Origin of the sequence: Paenibacillus sp. B2(2019), assembly GCF_008370385.1 — a bacterium.
Lineage (GTDB): Bacteria > Bacillota > Bacilli > Paenibacillales > Paenibacillaceae > Paenibacillus_AQ.
Window position 1 is genome coordinate 1 of record NZ_VTZR01000038.1, and the last position, 17619, is coordinate 17619.

The 17619-nt window shown below is 42.1% G+C and carries 15 protein-coding genes; 6 read left to right on the forward strand and 9 right to left on the reverse strand.

Features of this window, described 5'->3' with window-relative positions; translation table 11 throughout:
- Positions 1–517: 517 nt before the first annotated feature.
- Complete coding sequence (locus tag PAENI_RS32905; RefSeq protein ID WP_262495809.1) at positions 518–4840, reverse strand: S-layer homology domain-containing protein; 4323 nt, start codon at positions 4838–4840, stop codon at positions 518–520.
- A 167-nt stretch (positions 4841–5007) separates the two neighbouring features.
- Here PAENI_RS32905 and PAENI_RS31535 point away from each other — a divergent pair, with 167 nt between their 5' ends.
- On the forward strand, positions 5008–5133 hold the full coding sequence (locus PAENI_RS31535) for a DUF4023 domain-containing protein (RefSeq protein WP_052404154.1): 126 nt from the start codon (positions 5008–5010) through the stop codon (positions 5131–5133).
- 113 nt (positions 5134–5246) lie between these two features.
- On the opposite strand, the gene PAENI_RS31540 is transcribed toward PAENI_RS31535, so the two are convergent.
- Together PAENI_RS31540 and PAENI_RS31545 are read right to left on the reverse strand one after the other, a co-directional pair.
- Positions 5247–5951 carry a hypothetical protein gene (locus tag PAENI_RS31540; RefSeq protein WP_149647964.1) on the reverse strand — a complete coding sequence of 235 codons (705 nt, stop codon included), beginning with the start codon at positions 5949–5951 and terminating at the stop codon, positions 5247–5249.
- Between the two features lie 187 nt (positions 5952–6138).
- A complete protein-coding gene (locus tag PAENI_RS31545; protein WP_149647965.1) occupies positions 6139–6660 on the reverse strand; it encodes a GNAT family N-acetyltransferase in 522 nt (173 codons plus the stop codon).
- A gap of 164 nt (positions 6661–6824) precedes the next feature.
- Here PAENI_RS31545 and mbcS point away from each other — a divergent pair, with 164 nt between their 5' ends.
- Positions 6825–8420 carry an acyl-CoA synthetase MbcS gene (mbcS, locus tag PAENI_RS31550; RefSeq protein ID WP_149647966.1) on the forward strand — a complete coding sequence of 532 codons (1596 nt, stop codon included), beginning with the start codon at positions 6825–6827 and terminating at the stop codon, positions 8418–8420.
- Positions 8421–8500: 80 nt separating this feature from the next.
- On the opposite strand, the gene PAENI_RS31555 is transcribed toward mbcS, so the two are convergent.
- Together PAENI_RS31555 and PAENI_RS31560 are read right to left on the reverse strand one after the other, a co-directional pair.
- Positions 8501–9079: an SMI1/KNR4 family protein gene (locus PAENI_RS31555; RefSeq protein WP_149647967.1), complete on the reverse strand. Its 579-nt coding sequence runs from the start codon at positions 9077–9079 to the stop codon at positions 8501–8503.
- 11 nt (positions 9080–9090) lie between these two features.
- Positions 9091–9531, reverse strand: a complete 441-nt coding sequence (locus PAENI_RS31560; protein WP_042184977.1) for a HEAT repeat domain-containing protein — start codon at positions 9529–9531, stop codon at positions 9091–9093.
- Between the two features lie 227 nt (positions 9532–9758).
- On the opposite strand from PAENI_RS31560, the gene PAENI_RS31565 reads away from it, so the two are divergent.
- From PAENI_RS31565 to PAENI_RS31575, 3 genes are read left to right on the forward strand one after another with little or no spacing between them, the layout of a single operon-like run.
- Positions 9759–10247 carry a DUF4358 domain-containing protein gene (locus tag PAENI_RS31565; protein WP_042184975.1) on the forward strand — a complete coding sequence of 163 codons (489 nt, stop codon included), beginning with the start codon at positions 9759–9761 and terminating at the stop codon, positions 10245–10247.
- A gap of 6 nt (positions 10248–10253) precedes the next feature.
- Entirely contained in the window at positions 10254–11639 is a 1386-nt protein-coding gene (locus PAENI_RS31570; RefSeq protein ID WP_149647968.1) for an MBOAT family O-acyltransferase, read from the forward strand.
- Between the two features lie 13 nt (positions 11640–11652).
- The gene (locus PAENI_RS31575; RefSeq protein WP_149647969.1) at positions 11653–12792 is read left to right on the forward strand and encodes a DHHW family protein; all 1140 of its coding nucleotides are present in this window, start codon (positions 11653–11655) and stop codon (positions 12790–12792) included.
- Positions 12793–13155: 363 nt separating this feature from the next.
- On the opposite strand, the gene PAENI_RS31580 is transcribed toward PAENI_RS31575, so the two are convergent.
- From PAENI_RS31580 to PAENI_RS31595, 4 genes are all read right to left on the reverse strand, one after another.
- Positions 13156–13593, reverse strand: a complete 438-nt coding sequence (locus PAENI_RS31580; protein WP_149647970.1) for a hypothetical protein — start codon at positions 13591–13593, stop codon at positions 13156–13158.
- Between the two features lie 94 nt (positions 13594–13687).
- Positions 13688–15082: a HAMP domain-containing sensor histidine kinase gene (locus PAENI_RS31585; RefSeq protein WP_149647971.1), complete on the reverse strand. Its 1395-nt coding sequence runs from the start codon at positions 15080–15082 to the stop codon at positions 13688–13690.
- Positions 15066–15713, reverse strand: a complete 648-nt coding sequence (locus PAENI_RS31590; protein ID WP_076300313.1) for a response regulator transcription factor — start codon at positions 15711–15713, stop codon at positions 15066–15068. Before PAENI_RS31590 ends, PAENI_RS31585 begins: the two co-directional genes overlap by 17 nt.
- Before the next feature lie 10 nt (positions 15714–15723).
- Positions 15724–17007, reverse strand: a complete 1284-nt coding sequence (locus tag PAENI_RS31595; protein ID WP_149647972.1) for a glycoside hydrolase family 5 protein — start codon at positions 17005–17007, stop codon at positions 15724–15726.
- A gap of 156 nt (positions 17008–17163) precedes the next feature.
- Between PAENI_RS31595 and PAENI_RS31600 the strand changes: the two genes are divergently transcribed.
- A complete protein-coding gene (locus tag PAENI_RS31600) occupies positions 17164–17607 on the forward strand; it encodes a hypothetical protein (protein ID WP_149647973.1) in 444 nt (147 codons plus the stop codon).
- Positions 17608–17619 lie beyond the last annotated feature (12 nt).

The window sequence follows — 17619 nt, forward strand, 5'->3', positions numbered from 1 at the left end:
CGCCGCCAGCGTTCGTCCTGAGCCAGGATCAAACTCTCCAATTAGTATTGAAAAGAGCGATATGCTCATTTTGAAACATCTGACGAGAAAATTAATTCTCTAATTTTGGATTTCACTTTCGTGATTTCCTACTCACTCGTTGTTCAGTTTTCAAAGATCAAGTTCTCGTTGGCGCCGTTTAATGTCTCAGCAGCAACTCTAATACTATATCATGTTCAGCCGTTTAATGTCAAGCTCTTTTTTTAACTTCTTTTTCGAGCTCGGCATGTGTGTTTCTCGGCCAGAAATAGAATATATCATGTATAGAGATTCATTGCAAGCATTATTTTAAAATTCATATTATTTTGTATTCTGTTACTTCTTCATCATAATAGTCCACTTCCTTAGTGATGTTTTCCGGCAAAGTGATGGCCTCTTATAAAAAAAGCAATAAACACAAAAGAGCCCCAGCAGATAAGCTGAGACCCCCTTTGTTCGATACAAACTAAGCTTGAGTTCATTTCACGCAGATAATAGTTTACTTCTGCCCTTTTTCTAATAATGCAAGGATTATGGTAACTGCCTCTGCTCTTGTTGCCTTCTGGTTAGGTGCAAATTTATTCTGCCCTACACCATTCACAAGGCCTGATTTCGCTGCCGCTGCAATATACGGCACTGCCCATGCTGGTACATCCTTAGCATCATTGAAGGTTAATGTCGCTTTAGGATCTACCGTAATACCAAGAGCGCGAACAACCATAACTGCTAATTCTGTACGTGTTAGCTCCTGTGTAGGACGGAATGTTCCATCATCATAGCCACTGATAATTTGCAGAGATACAGCCTGTGCCACAAAAGACTTAGCCCATGCTGGAATCTTCGCAGAATCCTTAAAGCTTGAAGTGTCACCATTCTCCGGCAATTGCAATGCACGTGCCAGCATTGTGATAAATTCAACCCGATTTACTTTCTGATTCGGACGGAAAGTATCATCCGGATAACCACTAACGAAGCCAGCTGCTACTGCTTTCTCGATAACAGCAGCCGCCCAGTGATTGCTAGTATCCGTTAAAGATGGCTTACTAACTGGCGTCGCAGTTGGTGAAGGCGCCGTTGTCGGTGCTGGTGTAGCTGTTGGCGCTACTGTTGGTGTTGGTGTTGCTGTCGGTTTTGTTGTTGGCGCTGTTGTTGGTGCTGTTGTTGGCGCTGTTGTTGGTGCTGTTGTTGGCGCTGTTGTTGGCGCTGTTGTTGGTGCTGTTGTTGGTGCTGTTGTTGGTGTTGGTGTAACTCCACCATTCTCATCGCCCTTAACAATACCGAACTCTTCAAGAACATATGGTTTAGCCTCATTAACATTCTGATCAATCTCATAAGATACAGCTGTCAGCTTCCCTGCATCTACAGTGATACCAACAAAGGTCTGAACTTGACCGCGCATTGGACGCGTAGCATCACTTGGGTCCGCTCCGTATTTAGCTGCTGTATTCTCATTGGCTACTTCAAAGAGATTATAGTACGCATCTCCCAATTCTTTCTTCATGTTCTTATAGTAAACCTTCGCTCCTGCCGTAGCTGGAATCAGATAGATTGTTCCATCTGGGTTTACTGTGTACTCCACAGTTTGACCATTGAAGCTTTCCTTGATCTTCACTGTGTCTGCTGCAGTTCCGTCAGCCTTGATTGGCTTCGTCCGTGCATAAATATGGTCGTGGCCTTGAAGAACCAAGTCAATGCCCAGTTCAGCCATCATTGGAGCGACTTTCGCTCTTTCTCCATTAGCGCCCATAATATCTTTGTCAGTAGCGTGGTTAGAGGTTGTATATGGTCCTTTATGCATAGCGACGATAATCCACTTCGCTCCAGCAGCCTTCGCTGCTTTTACATCGGCCTTCATCCAATCCAACTGTGCTTTGCTGAAGTTAGCATATTCATCCGAATTCTCATTCGTGTTCAAGACTACAAAGTGCGCATTGCTGTAATCATAGGAATAGTATGCTCCTGTTTCTGTTGGTGAGCCTGCGGCTTCCTTAATATTGTAGTGCTCATAGAAGGCATTCGCTTTATCCTCATGGTTCCCCGCAACTGGAACAATAGTCGTATTGAGCAAGGTTTCCTGCGAATGGCCAAGCAACCAATTCCATTGTGATTCGTTGGTTCCAGTATCTACGATATCTCCGTTAATCGCCACAAACTCAGCATTCGGGAATGTCGTAAGTGCTTTTGCCATCGTTTCTCCAGAAAGAATAGCCTCATCTTCCGTCTTAGCTTGTGTGTCCGCCAGATCGATGAAAGTAAATGCACCTGTCTTAGCAGCTGTTTCGAAAGTTCCCACTGCACTCCACAATCCCAGTGCTTTATCACCTACACGGAAGTAGTATTTCGTATCAGCCTTAAGGCCAGAAGCTTCAGCTTTATGAACTAATTCATCCTTTGAATTTCTGGAAACAGCTGAACGTCCTGTAAACTCAGCAGCTTTTGTAAAGTCTGGAGTAACGCCCGTGTTCTCTACAACCTGCAGGTCGCTTCCTGAAGATTTCAACGCTGTGTACCAAGTGAATCCTTTTGCACTCACTGGGTCGCCGTTAAAGGTAACTGTAACTTTTTTGATAGAATCGGTAGAAGCAATTTTAGCTTCTGAATTGGTTCTGTCACTTACCGCTTTGATAACAAATTGATAGGTTTGGTTCGGATTAGTATTTTCTACAGTGTAACTATAAGAAGTTTGACCTTCCGTATTAGGAACACTGAGAGTCCAGTTTGCAGATATCAGATCATTTTGCTCATAAATGCGATATCCTGATACCGGTGCACCGGATGCAGGCGCATCCCAAGTTAACGTGATTTTACCGCCATCTGCTACAGTAGCTTTTGCATTTTGCACAGGTTTAACAGCTACGTCAGACTTATGAATGCTGTATTTATCATACAAGTCAGTAGATCCACCAGTTGTCGTGGTGTAGGCTTCGTATGAAAATTCATTATTCGTTACAGTCATTCCTGTGAACATTTCCTTACCAGGCTGCTCGTATTTAGCTGCAAAAGGAAACGGACCTGCGCCAACATTATATTTTTTATTACCCGCTGCATTTGTAATCAGGTATAACGTACCCTTAGGATCAGTTACCACTCCGTTTTTGTCCGGCTTAATATCCGTCAACGGCTGATTGTTGTACATTTGATAGCTTCTAGTATAGGTGTGGTCATGTCCTCCGATAACCATGTCAATACCAAGCTCATCAAATACCTTTGTCAAATTAGCTCTGTAATAGAGTACATCTGTATCATTTGTGTGACTGGCAACTGAATAAGGTGATTTATGCAAAAGCACAACCTTCCACTTCTGATCGCTTTTCGCGGCTTCACTGCGCAGCCACTCTACTTGTTTTTTGTAAATTTCGTTATTCTCAAGACTCGAGCTAGCACCATAATATTCTGTATTAATAACCATAAAGTGTGCTGAACCGTAGTCAAAAGAATATACAGAGCCATCTGGTTTTGCCCCCGTATTCGAGACATTAGGTAAATTAAAATGAGTTGTGTAATTGCTATAACTCTTACTTTCATGATTACCTACCAGTGGAACCAATGGAATATTTGCTAGAATATCCTTTGGTTTATTGAAGAACCATCCCCATTGCTCCTCAATATCACCGTTGTCTACCAAATCACCGGAATTCAGAATGAATTCACTTGTCGGGAATTTAGCCAATCCCTCTTGAAGGGTATGATTCCAAATATCAAAATCACCTTCAGTTGTTCCTTGAGAGTCCGTTGTATATAAGAACTTAAATGCCTGATTACTGGAGCTTTCTGTTGTAAACGTTCCGATGTCACTCCAATTGTCAGCTTGTCCATCCCCAGCACGGTAAGCATACTCCGTTCCCGGCTGCAGATGATCAGCAATGACCTTATGGCTAGTCAGTACAACTGGTTTTTTAGCTGACTTATCCGCTTTGGTCATATACACGCTTGTTGTAACCGATGTTCCTTCGTAAGTTTGAGCACCTACCGGGAACTGACCGTCCACTAATTTAGAAGCTTCTACTACTTCAAGCTTGGTACCCGTCACACTCTCAGGTGCATACCAGTTGAATCCCATACTAGTCTGAGGGTTTCCGTTAAAAGTCAGTGCGATGGACTCAGGCTTACCAACTCCAGGTTCTACAGGCTCTACTACCGGATAAGCAATCAGGTTCATATCCCAATAGAGGTCAGAGCTACCATCACTTGACTGATGCACCTCAGCTGAAAGCTCATTACTTCCGTCCTTCAAGTTAGCCTTTACTACTTCGGTAAGGTCTACCTTGGTATATTCGTTTGGATCACTTAAGTTAGTTGAACTTTTTGTTTGAAAATTAATTTCGCCCGCTGGCATAGCCTCACGGTAAATTTCTTTACCGTTCAAATATAGTACAGCTCCGTCATCAAATGCGAAGTTACCCAAGATTTTATCGGATTTCGCAATCTCTTCCTTATTCACCGTTACGTTTGTACGGAAGTAAGAAGTACGATATTTCATACTCTTATTAGAACCGTAGCTTATATTTGTGTTCAGAGCACCAAATTGCTTGCTGCTGACTCCGGATCCACTATCTTTATAACCAAGCGGCGCTTGGCCAGACGCCCATGTTGAATCATCGTACACGGACCGCCATACCGTCCCTTGATCTGTTCCGTGATCTAGATACTTCCACGTAGAATTCCCTGCCAATAATGTAACAGGCTCTAACGATTGTAATTGCAGTAGTCCAGCATCCCCATTGCTGTCTTCAGCATAAGCTGGTATTCCTGTGAATGTAATTCCCAGTACCATAACGAAAGCTAAGGTCATGGATACAGCTTGTTTAAATAACCTGTTCATAATCAGTCTCCCTTACTGTTCTATGAAATGCTTGCATCCATTTATAGTAACTATTAAATATTTTCGCAATGTCTTTATAAACATAGAAGTTTGTAAAGTACATCGTGTATGTATTCTTACAAAAGTGGTTACAGTAACGGCAAGGTTGCCAATCAAGGAGGATAAACATGGACGATACTCATGCTTTTGTAGAAAAAGTACACGATACCCAAAAGAAAGCTGAAAAGAATAAAGAAAATCACGGTAAAAGTACACCAAGTCAAAAGCTGCCAAATAAACAGCACAGTAAGTAAAAGCGTTTAAATCATTGGCTCCCAAACACGACAAAAAAAGCAGCAAGCCTCTCCAACTACGGGAGACTTGCTGCTTTACTTTTTAAGGCACAAAGATAAGTGCTAATGAGGGCTTATTTCGTCCATTTCACTACATTCACTGCTACTTTTTCTAATTGCGTCTTACTCAGTGTTTTATTCGGGGAACTAATAGTAACAAAACGATCATCCAGTTTATAGGCCAAGAACAACGAATCGGTGGATGGACTATACCATTTAGCTTCGGTTCCGTTAGAGAGCTTTACGGTCTCACCTTTATATTCGTAAGCGTAATCACGAGGAGAAATGTTCACCTTCATCTGCTTAAACAGAAAGTTCACACCATCATCTGAACCCACTACTTTTTGAAATGCGTCTCCACTCACCATTTGAGTAGGTGCATAGGCTGTTTCGAAACCTTGGAAATTGGCGAAGGCTTTAACAATCTCTTCTTTCTGACTGTTGCTGTATTGTACAGGAGCCAGAGAAATAGTGTCAGTCACCGAGCCTCCTGTGCCAAGAATAACCTGATTGTTCACCGCATCAAAGGTCACAGGCACCTTCATCACATCAGCAATCGCACGTACAGGAAGGTAGGTTGTATTGTTATACGTAATTGGTGCCAGTGCATTTCCTTTATTATCAACTGGCGTATAAGCCGTGCCATTCACCTTAAATCCAATGCTGTGATTGAGATATGCCGTAATTTTCTGAAGTTTAGTTCCTGCGTACACACCGGCTGATCCTGTGACTACCATCCCAAACACCATTGTTGCTATAATTATTTTTTTGTTTTTCATAAGTAAGCCCTCCTCGAAAGTTCAATCTTTGTTCTTACTTTAGCTCAAACAAAATAAGATTATGTCTCTAAGTTGTTTCTTACTTGTACCCATTTTGTAATTAAAAAAATCAAAATATCATTAATTCAAAAAAAATAAAAACAGCAACCCGCTTGTCCTAAAAAGGATCGTACGGATTGCTGTTAGATTAACTTTGATACGGCGTTGTAACCTTATACACTTCTGTATATAAAATTTCTCTATAAAGATTGAATTCTTCTACATCGACAGGGTTAGGGTAAGTCATAATTTGAAGCGGTAAATCCGCATTTCCCTCACGCAGAGGGGGCTGCACATACGCATAAGGATTCAAATGGAAGCCCAGTCGCTCATAAAAGCCAATTCTCCGTTGTTCCATTTCACCCAGTGGCGGCTCTACTTCAAGAAGCACAGGCTTGCCCGACTGACGGATATATTCTTCCATCAGCTTTTTACCAATGCCCCCACCTCTTATACTTGGGTCCACGGCAATATGTTCTACAAATCGAAATCCTGGAAACTCCCAGCAAGCTATAAAAGCAATGATTTTCCCCTCAGTATTCACTTCGGTAATCAATCGATAATGTGGAACATCCAATAACTCCTGTTGCCCCTCATAGGTTCTGATCTCGGAGGTAGGAAAAGAGGCTTCCATAATAGCGAATATTTCATCAAAAGTTGTGTGATTCATAACATAGTTCTCACTTTCTGGATTTATATTTACACAAGTTATCTTAACCTTCTGAACCCTATGATATCAAATTTAAGCATCAAGGTACTAGTACCTGGTACTAGGATAACGTGCTATACTAAGCATAACAGTTATACACATCTTGTTTTATATAGGAGAGGTTCATATTGGATAATCAGCAGTGGATCGCACCTGAGTACTACAATCTCACTTCGGAAATGGAACGTCATGCTCCGGAAAAGATTGCGCTTAAGTGGTTGAATGAACAAGGAGACTACGAGGAGATCACTTACGGAGATCTTCGCAAGCAAGCTAACCAGCTTGCCGGAGGGCTCGCAGCACTCGGCCTTCAGCAAGGGGATCGTGTTCTTGTAATGGTTCCCCGTCGAATCATCGCTTATGTCATCTATTTAGCATGTCTGAAGCTAGGACTTGCCATTATCCCTTCATCAGAAATGCTTCGCGCAAAGGATTTATCTTATCGTCTGCGGCATTCCGAAGCCAGAGCTGTTATTGCCTGGTCCGAGGTCACTGATGAAGTTAATAAAATCTCGGACGATCTGCCTGCTCTGGATTACCGTCTTTCAGTATCCGGCGACCCTGACGAGCTCGGTCATGGATGGCTAGATCTGGAAGGCCTAATGATTGATCAGCCAGATAAATTCACAGCAGTCGAAAGCCACCGCGACGATATGGCGATCTTGGCATATACCTCTGGAACAACTGGCAACCCTAAAGCAGTCGTTCACAGTCATGGGTGGGGTTATGCTCACTTACGTATCACATCGCCTCAATGGCTCGATATCAAAGAAACCGACACCGTTTGGGCAACAGCAGCACCGGGCTGGCAGAAGTGGATCTGGAGCCCCTTCCTAACCGTCCTTGGCAACGGGGCGACCGGCTTTGTATATAGTGGATCTTTTCATCCCAAAAAATATTTGCAGCTGTTACAAGATCACAACATCGAGGTATTATGCTGTACGCCAACCGAATATCGCTTGATGGCCAAATTAGAAAATCTCAATCAGTATGACTTGTCCCACCTTCGCTGCGCGGTTTCCGCTGGAGAGCCTTTGAATCAAGAGGTTATCAACACCTTCCAGCGTGAATTCAATATCACGATTCGTGATGGTTACGGTCAAACAGAAAGTACGCTTATTATCGGTACTCTCAAAGATACACCTATCCGAATAGGTTCTATGGGTAAGTCTATTGCTCCGGGTCTAATTGAAGTGGTAGATGAGGACGGCATTCCGTTACCTGCTGGAGTTGTTGGAGATATCGCAGTGCACCTAAGCATGCCAGCGTTATTCCATACCTATTACAAAGACCCTGGCAGAAAAGAAAGCTCTACTCACGGCGAGTTCTTCATAACTGGTGACCGGGCACGGAAAGATGAAGAGGGTTATTTCTGGTTCGAGGGCCGTGGAGATGACATTATCATTAGTTCGGGCTACACCATAGGTCCTTTCGAAGTAGAAGAAGCCCTTATGAAACATGCTTCGGTTAAGGAATGCGCGGTCGTAGCAAGTCCGGATGAAATCCGCGGACACATCGTTAAAGCTTTTGTTGTACTAAAAGATGAGACCGCCGCTTCTCCAGAGCTTGTGAAGGAGCTGCAATCCCATGTTAAAGAGTGGACCGCTCCTTATAAATATCCACGCAAAATCGAGTTCATTCAAGATCTTCCGAAGACGACCTCCGGAAAAATACGGAGAGTAGAGCTTCGCGAGCAGGAGAAACGTGCTGCACAGGAGTAACATAACAGTAGATATTTAATAAACAAAGAGCAGCTAGTCCGTAATAGGACTGCTGCTCTTCTTTATAGGGTATCAGCTTGTTACTCGGACCAATATTTCGCATCCGGGTTTAGAGCCGCGCCTACTTCGCCCTCTTTTACTAAATCGCAATCGAGGTAACCCTCTTCATCCAGGAAATAAACCTCCTGCTTGTAGAACTCACATAAAGTCTCCAGGAACTTTTCAGGTGATTCATACATGACAATCAGATCCCCAAAATCATGCAGCAGGTCACATACACGTTCCACACCATCTGCAGATTTATAGTAACAAATGAAGTCGCTACCGTAGTTCGTTAAGATCGGCAAGATAACTCCATCCACTTGATGGCCTTTTTCCTCCAATATTCCAGCTAAAATCTTCATCTCTGCTTCATATTCATTAATATGAATTAGACGATATCCTGGAATAAATTCAATCAGACTTGGTTCTTCTTCCTCACTGCTTGTACCCGAAACTGTGTTATAAATGGCCTTCAGCAGTTCAGGGGCTTCCGGAAAAATCGCCGTAATCTTCGCTTCATTATCACCCTTACCTAAGCTGGCAATATAGTCAGGACGTAAGTCAGCGGAAAGCTTAAGATATTCTTGAAATTGTTCTGTCAATTTGTTAGTTTGCATGTTGTCATCCTTTACTTGTTCGAGGAATTCCACATCTTCATCAGCCAAGCATCAAAGTCAGCGCCCTTTTCGCCTTCGTAAATATCGTACACGTCGATTCTCATCTTCTTCAGTTTCTCTTTGAAATCTTCGTACGAATGATCTCTTGGCAAGCTCTTCTTGATTCTCAGGAGTATTTTGGATACGCCTTTTACTAGCTCCGGTTTATTCTTGGACGGTGCTTTAACATCTTCGCCGAATGCCTTCAGTTTAAGGTAAGCCGCTTCTTGAACTGTATATACAGGATCGCTCTCCATTAAACGCGTCAGGATATCGATAATTTGTTTGTGGTTAGTCTGTCCCAGTTCTTCAACAGCTTCTAGACGGGCTCTCCAATCCGCAGAGCGGTTGGCAGCTTTCTTTAATTCCTCGTAATTCTCCGGTAGTCCATTATTGTTCAGTTCTTCGATCATTCCGTTCAATCCCCTTCTATTCAAAACTATCTATCTAACATTAACAGTATAACCAACCATTGCGCAAGCTAAGAGAGGAAGATCTTTGCATGACCTTTTCCTTCAAACATATTTCCACAAAATTGGGGTAAAGTATTCGAAAGAAAGTGTCCCGCAACATTCTATAGACTCTTTACGTTAGTTAACTAGAGAAACGTAGATCAAACACACCAAGGAGAGTGACCTAATTGAAAAAACATACCTTCATTCTAGCGTTAACTATTGTATTAAGTGTAATGCTTAGCGCCTGTTCCAGTAGTAACAATGAAGCCGTTGTCGAAACCAATCTGACGCCGAAAGAAATGATCGACGAGATGCTCGCAAAAGTGGAACAGCCTTCATTAATGGAAGTTGAAGAAGATATGGTGGCTCAGCTGTACCATCTAGCTCCATCATTACTTGAAGATTATAGCATTAGAATGCCAATGATGAATGTGAAAAGTAACGAAATTGCCATTTTAAAAGTTAAAGATGCAAAAGATATCTCTACTGTCGAAACCGCCGTCAAAGAGCGTGCGACTGATATTCAAAAGCAATTCGAACAATACCTTCCGGATCAGTATGAGAACGCCCAAAATTATAAGCTGGTCACAAAAGGCAATTACATCTTATTCGTGATTTCGGAGAGTGCTGATCAGCTGGTGACTGAATTTGATACCTTGTTTACTAAAAAATAATTAGCGATGGTATTCAGCAGCCTACTGTTCCTATTCCTGTTCCTGCCGGCTGTCCTTGCACTCTACTATGTTTCGCCTTGGCGAATCAAAAACCTCATATTGTTCTTAAGCAGTCTGGTGTTTTATGCTTGGGGCGAACCCGTCTACATTGTAATTATGTTGCTGTCCACCATTACGGATTACGGCTTTGGTCTACTTCTTAGTAGACCGAAGCTAACTAAGGTACAGCGCAAGTGGATTGTGGTTAGCTCTATGGTTATTAACCTGGGCTTATTGTCGTATTTCAAATATGCAGATTTTCTCATCCAAAATGTAAATGAACTCCTCGGTACTCATATCCCATTAACTGATTTACCACTACCTATTGGGATTTCGTTCTATACCTTTCAATCCATGTCGTACATCATTGACGTATACAGAGGAACTGCTAAAGCACAGCGAAATTGGATTGATTTCGGTACGTTTGTAGCCTTGTTCCCGCAATTAGTAGCCGGTCCTATCGTTCAATACAACACCATTGCAGAGCAATTACGAGCGCGTTCAGTGGATATCCCCATGTTCGCAGAGGGTGTACGGAGATTCATTATCGGACTAGCCAAAAAAGTGCTGCTTGCCAATAACATCGGTTTGCTCTGGCACACCATCTCCAGCTCCAATCTAGATTCCATGCCTGCTCTAACCGCTTGGATTGGCATTATTGCATTTGCTTTTCAGATCTATTTTGATTTCAGTGGATATTCGGATATGGCGATTGGCCTCGGACTTATGTTCGGCTTCCGCTTTAACGAGAACTTCAACAAACCTTATATTTCACAGAGCATTACGGACTTCTGGCGGAGATGGCATATTTCCCTTAGCAGTTGGTTTCGTGACTACGTATATATCCCGCTTGGAGGCAACCGCCGGGGTTTAGGCATTCAGGTGCGTAATATCCTCATCGTCTGGCTGTTGACGGGAATCTGGCACGGAGCAAGCTGGAATTTTCTACTCTGGGGATTATACTTTGGGGTTATTCTTATCTTTGAAAAATGGTGGGGATTAAAGCTACTGAGCCGCCTACCACGCTGGGTTAGGCATCTCTATGCCATTGTACTTATTCTCATCGGATGGGTCTTGTTCGCCTTTGAAGAACTTCCATTGGTGCTTAGTTACTTGCAAGCGATGCTCGGCTTTAACGGTCAGCCATTGTGGGATACCACTACTTTATACTTCACTTACACAAACGCGATTCTACTCGTCGTACTAACTTTAGCCTCCGCACCTTTAAAAGCTTCCAAGCGTATGGATGCTAGAACGATTCCTTCTCTTGTTTGGTATGGCTTGCTGTTCTTCCTATCTGTCGCTTACTTAGTGGATGCTACCTTTAACCCATTCTTATATTTCCGATTCTAGGGGGTGATTGTTTATGAAGCAGAGAACGGATCGAATACTAGTGGTGGGATTTGTCGCGACGCTGTTTCTGGTGGGTATAACCTTTTTCTTATTGCCAGTTCAACGTTTCTCTGAGCTAGAAAACCGATATTTGCAAAGCGCTCCCCAACTGACATGGGACAATTTATTATCCCATACCTACGCGGAAGAGGCGGAAAGCTTCGTAACCGATCACTTCCCTTTTCGCGCCAAATGGGTATGGGTGAAATCGGCGGTGGAGCAAATGAGGTTGCAGCAAGAGAATAACGGAATATATAAGGGGAAAGATGGCTACTTATTCGAAAAATTTGAGGCACCTGATCACAATAAGGTTCAGCAATATACAGCGGCTGTGAAGCGTTTTACCGATAAAAATGCTGAAGCCAAAACGACCTTTCTGCTTGCGCCGACATCGGTAGCCTTGTACAACGAGCGTCTGCCCTGGTTAGCACCCGTATATTCGCAAGCCGAGGTGAATCAAACGATTGCTGAGGATGTAGGGAATAGCCTTACTTTTATAAATGGATTTAATGTTCTTGCTCCTCATGCCGCAGAGGACATTTATTATCGGACCGATCATCACTGGACAACCTTCGGCGCTTATTTGGCTTACGTAGCTTATGCTAAAAGTATGGGATGGCAACCTCTGTCCCAGAGCGAATTCGAGATTGAGACGGTAAGCGATTCGTTCCTTGGAAGCTACCATACGCGGAGTCAATTTAACGGAGTGGCGCCAGATTCCATTCAAATGTATAAGCCAGTTCATGATGTATCCACCAAGATGCATATTGTAGATACGGGTGAGACTTTAACAAGTATGTACGATTCAAGCTATTTGGAGAAAAAAGATAAGTACTCTTATTTCCTAGGGGGCGTTCATGCTCTCATGAAAATCACAAGCCAGCTTGATCCTAAAGTGGTCAAACAGGAGAAGTTGCTCGTCATCAAGGACTCCTATGCGCATAGTGTCATCCCTTTTTTGACTCAGCATGTACCGGAAATCCACGTGATCGACATTCGTTATTATAACGGGAGTATCAGTGAGTACATGGCTCAGAATGATATCAAGGATGTATTGATGCTGTTTAATATAGCTACTTTTGTTGATAATGCTTCGATCTTGAAGCTGAATTGATGGTAGGGCGATGAATATGGTGATGGCTGGTGAAGAATATGGTGATTGTGTGATGAATATGGTGATGGGGCGTAACTGCGGGAATGTTTGGACTTACGGTCGCTGTTGTCTCCAGATGTTTTTGATTTTACCGCTATCAGCGGATAACATCCGGAGACAAAGGCGAACGCTCCGCTCCTACAGTTCCAAAATTCCCTCCGTTACTTTCCACCATATTTATGGGTTAAATATCAAGATCAAAAGCACCAGTAAATACATTATCCAATCACAAGGATTAACAGCAAAAATAGACCTTGAATGGCACGAAGCCCTATCAAGGTCAATAGGTGGTTTAATTCAGAAAGGGTGCTTTGGGTTTGTCTATCAATATACCCCAAAACTTACATGGGTTAGATTAACATAGGCATTGCAGATTTGAGAGGAGTAATATGGCTGAATATTAGGTATGGTTCGGTTCGTCACAAATAACCCGAAATTTTTTATGTCTTCATTATCCTGCTCATATATTATTATTGCCGAATCAGTGTCATCATTACCTGCAATAAAATCAATTTGAAGTGTTAGTGTTTTCATTATCTCCTCATAAGTAGAAATCAACTTATCTATATCGTCGTATATCTTTTCTTTCGAAAAGACCACGTTAAATAAATCGATATCTACTTCGTGATATTTCCTATCGTTGTAAGAGTATTTGTATATTTCAAATTCATTTTTAAAATTACTCAGAATAATTTCAGTAGCTTTTGAAATATCGCCCTCTATCATTTCTTCTGTGGTCATCATCGATGTTACTAGTCTCATTATCTAACCACTCCTGACTCTTTGAACTCATTATCTTATTGCCCTCACCCTTAAAAAACTCCCTTAATTTACTGTCCCGTTCTTTGTATTAAACTCAATCTTCAACATCAAACCAAACACTAAAACTAATATACGAATCCTCTAATGTGGCTTCATATTTGAGATCATTCTTAGCTAGAATCTCCGCGACGATAGACAGGCCAAGTCCAGTTCCGGAGATTTCTTTATTCCGAGACTCCTCGATGACATAGAACGGGTCCCAGATATACGCTAGATGCTTCTCTTTTAGGCGCGTGGTTTTATTAGTAATGGTGAATTTCAAAGTGCCTTGGGTATCATTCGCTAATGAGATTCCAAAGACATTCTCTTCCCCATATTTAATGGCATTACTAATTAAGTTGTTGAATACAATTTCTATCTGGCTAATATCCTCTTCAACGATGGATCGTTCAACCGAATGGAAGTCGGTCTGTAAGATCAGGTTTTTATTTTTGAACGTAATGTTATATTGTGAGATCACTTTGAGCAGAAGCTCTTTAAGATCGAATTTTTCTTTATACACTTCGGTCTTTTGAATCTTGGACAGTTTAATTAAGTAATCCACCATATCAGACGTATACTTCACCTGTTCCAAAATGATATCCGTATACGTACCATCATCCAAATCGTCTTGAATGCCAATCGTATACGCTTGGATTAAGGATAACGGTGTTTTTACCTCGTGTGAGATGCTTGAGATCAGTGTGTTTAAGCTTTGATTTTTCTTTTCCAGCTCTGCATGGGCGCTTTTCAAACGCTGACTCATCTGGTTAATGCTCTTTGATAATTCTTCGATTTCATCCCCCGACTTAATCGTCACTTGTTTAAAATCAAGATTGGAGATATCCTTCGCTACATCCTGCAATTGCTCTAACGGAGTAATGATTTTCCTCGAAAAATAAGCCACTAACAGCAAGCTGATAATAATCCCCAAAAGAATAGAATAGAAGCTGAATTGATTTACGATGTTTAAAGCATCTGTATTGTGCACAACCACAGTGCCGATGAGGATTAGACTGCCATCCTGCTCGTATATTTTCGTTAATAGACTGGACTTCAATTTCCCCTGATTAAATAATAGATTCACCGTTTTTCCTTCGTTTACCTTTTCCAATACTTTTTCCGTAATCCAGAATTTATTAAGTGCCACTTTATCTTTATACAATGCAAATTGAATGTTCTCGTTGATTATTGTTGCGTTTCCGTGGTTCTCAACCCTAACTATCGTTACATTGTTATTGTTCTCGATCGCTGTTTCTTTCTCCATGAGCTGATCCAGACTGAGATCCTTTACTTCGTCATAAATGTCGTTAATTTTGGTTTTCATTTTGTAAAGGTAATAATCGGACGAGAAAAAATTGTGTAATGAATAGGACGTCCCAAATACAATCAGCAGAATAATACTTACCATAATCAATAACTTCGTGCTTATTTTATTGATTTTTATCATGGAAGCTGTACCCCATTCCCCTATGTGTGATTACGTGGTCAGCCCCAATCTTATCGCGTAATCTTTTGATATGTGTATCCACGGTTCTCTCTTCACCAAGATAATCCATCCCCCAAACGGAAGATAACAAAGAATCTCTGGACAAAATCCGGCCTTTATTCTCATATAGGAAGGTTAGCAGTTCAAACTCTTTTTTATATAGGGACAGCTCCTCCCCATTCTTGAACACTTTTTTTCGCTCAAAATCAATTTCTAAGTCCCGTATAGCAGCTACTTTTTCGGTACCCAGCATTTTTTTGATTCTCAGCATTAAGATCCGTGGATCGAATGGTTTTCTTATATATTCATCTGCACCGATATCTAATGCGCTAAATTCATCGTCATGGGAAGATCGAGCGGTCAACATGACCACCTTAGCTAAACTAACCTGCTTGATTTCATTGCACACCTCAATCCCGCTTCGCTTAGGCATCATCCAATCCAGTACCACAAGGTCGATCTTATTCGAAAAAAAGAGCTCCAGCGCCTCCTCCCCATCCATAGCTACCCAAACGTTATAGCCCTCTTTTTCGAAATAAGTCTTCAATATAGTGGTCATGTGTTTCTCATCATCAGCAATTAGAATGTTCAAGTAGCATCATTTACTCCTTTCCTTCAAGTCCTTTCTTCAATACTTCCCATATCGGGCTATCGACTACTTTTCGAGGAGGCTGTTCGCCTTTCTCTATCGCTTGCCAATATTCCCAGGTTGGGGGCTTACTTCCCAATTCATAATCCATACCGTCCCAAGTATCCTCGCGGAAAGCATAAAACGCCCAGTGCCAGCCGAAATCATCAAAAATCGAAATTAAATCAGCCATGTATTGATCTGCACCTTTTACTAGTCGATTCGTTCCAAACTCTTCTGCAACAATCCGATTTGCGGGGATGTTATGTTCCTTTGCCCACTGCGCAACAGGTTCCAGAAATTCCTTTAAGGCTTCCTTGTTAAAAGCTTTTTCCGTTTTATTATCCCCGACCTTTACCGTTCCAGGATACTCATAGGTAAACCCTTTTTTCTTATTTTGACTGGTTAACTCGTAAGGCTCGTACATATGAAAAGCATACAACACATTCTCATCATCGATCGGTTTCAAATATTTAAAGGCCCAAGGTGTAGCATACAGGCCAGAATTTACGATAATTGGTGTCTTGGAATCTACGGTACGAATAGCGGTCACTATCGTCTCATATAAAAGATTCAGATCCGCTGGGGTGTTCTCCACTGAGCTATACCATTCGCTGTAGTCCTGTGTCCAGAAATCGTGAAATCCAGTCGCGGTCTCAGGATGTGGCTCATTAATCACGTTATAACCGATTACTGCAGGATGATCTTTCAACCGGCTTGCTAGATCTCTCCAAAACACTGCCGCTTGTTCATGATAACTGAAATCTTTCCATATCCGATCATCATTTTTGTAATTATTGAACTGCCTCCAGCGATCTCCGGGGAGACTGAGGACGGTCAGCACCACTTTGGAGCCCCGAGCCTCGGCTGCATCTAAGTCCGCTTTTAACTCGGCAAAATCCTCCTCAACAATCCCTTCATACTTATCTGCATTCCCTATTAGAAAATCTTTATCCGGGTTCGCATCCGGTTTGTCATTAAATAAATAGTCACTGTCTTTTGCCCATTTATCTGGTGCCAAACGAATGAATTCAATATTCTGCTCTTTGGCAGCATCATAGTTTTCCGGTAAAGATTTTGAATTCATGAAATTGGTTCCTTTTCTCTGGCCATCCCAGAAGGCTAACTTCTCATTCCTTTCTTTCATTTCTTCCTTCTTCTCTTCTTTCTTCAGTTCTGGATTGGCTTGCGGTGGTACCGAACTGCATCCGACAACCAACAATAAGGTCAACACGATAAAAGCTTTAGAATTCTTCATTTTCTCACCTCGTAGCCTATCGTAGCGAATCTCTGTTACAAGAGTGTCACAAGGGGTTGAAATCAAGCCGTACAAGTAGGTAACTGAGGAATTTCGTACGAATCCAAGAGTTGTCACTCCTTCTCTCATATTCTATTTCTAGGAGGTGAGTATAATATGACAATCCAGTTTGTAGATTTACGACTTTCCAATCAAGCTGCTTCGGATGCTACGCCAGCAGTTATTCCACTTGCAGCGACTCCCCTTGTTTTTGGGGATATTGGTATTCAGACTGTAGGGGTGACGCCTGACAATCAAGGCAATGTCCGCGTACTTTTGACGGGATTTCTAAAAGTAGAGAACAATCCTCTTTTCAACACCAATACCGTTAATGTTCGCAGAAACGGAACGATCATTTTCACCACAACATTTGGTGTTGCAATCAGCAGAGAAAATGAGGCTTTTGGTTTCACAGCAGTAGATGTTCCACCAGCGTTGGCTGTCGCAGCAGGTCAGATTCAGTACACAGCAGAGATCTTCACAAATGCAGCAGCAACAGATCCATTTAATAACGTCCAAGCCAGAAACTTTAGTGGCGTTGCAGCAGCGGGTAACTCCTAGCATTAATATGCA

Bases quoted from the DNA above. Each gene is read 5' to 3' on its own strand.
- PAENI_RS32905 (WP_262495809.1), bottom strand. From the start codon at position 4,840: ATGAACAGGTTATTTAAACAAGCTGTATCCATGACCTTAGCTTTCGTT.
- PAENI_RS31535 (WP_052404154.1), top strand. From the start codon at position 5,008: ATGGACGATACTCATGCTTTTGTAGAAAAAGTACACGATACCCAAAAG.
- PAENI_RS31540 (WP_149647964.1), bottom strand. From the start codon at position 5,951: ATGAAAAACAAAAAAATAATTATAGCAACAATGGTGTTTGGGATGGTA.
- PAENI_RS31545 (WP_149647965.1), bottom strand. From the start codon at position 6,660: ATGAATCACACAACTTTTGATGAAATATTCGCTATTATGGAAGCCTCT.
- PAENI_RS31555 (WP_149647967.1), bottom strand. From the start codon at position 9,079: ATGCAAACTAACAAATTGACAGAACAATTTCAAGAATATCTTAAGCTT.
- PAENI_RS31560 (WP_042184977.1), bottom strand. From the start codon at position 9,531: ATGATCGAAGAACTGAACAATAATGGACTACCGGAGAATTACGAGGAA.
- PAENI_RS31570 (WP_149647968.1), top strand. From the start codon at position 10,254: ATGGTATTCAGCAGCCTACTGTTCCTATTCCTGTTCCTGCCGGCTGTC.
- PAENI_RS31575 (WP_149647969.1), top strand. From the start codon at position 11,653: ATGAAGCAGAGAACGGATCGAATACTAGTGGTGGGATTTGTCGCGACG.
- PAENI_RS31580 (WP_149647970.1), bottom strand. From the start codon at position 13,593: ATGAGACTAGTAACATCGATGATGACCACAGAAGAAATGATAGAGGGC.
- PAENI_RS31585 (WP_149647971.1), bottom strand. From the start codon at position 15,082: ATGATAAAAATCAATAAAATAAGCACGAAGTTATTGATTATGGTAAGT.
- PAENI_RS31595 (WP_149647972.1), bottom strand. From the start codon at position 17,007: ATGAAGAATTCTAAAGCTTTTATCGTGTTGACCTTATTGTTGGTTGTC.
- PAENI_RS31600 (WP_149647973.1), top strand. From the start codon at position 17,164: ATGACAATCCAGTTTGTAGATTTACGACTTTCCAATCAAGCTGCTTCG.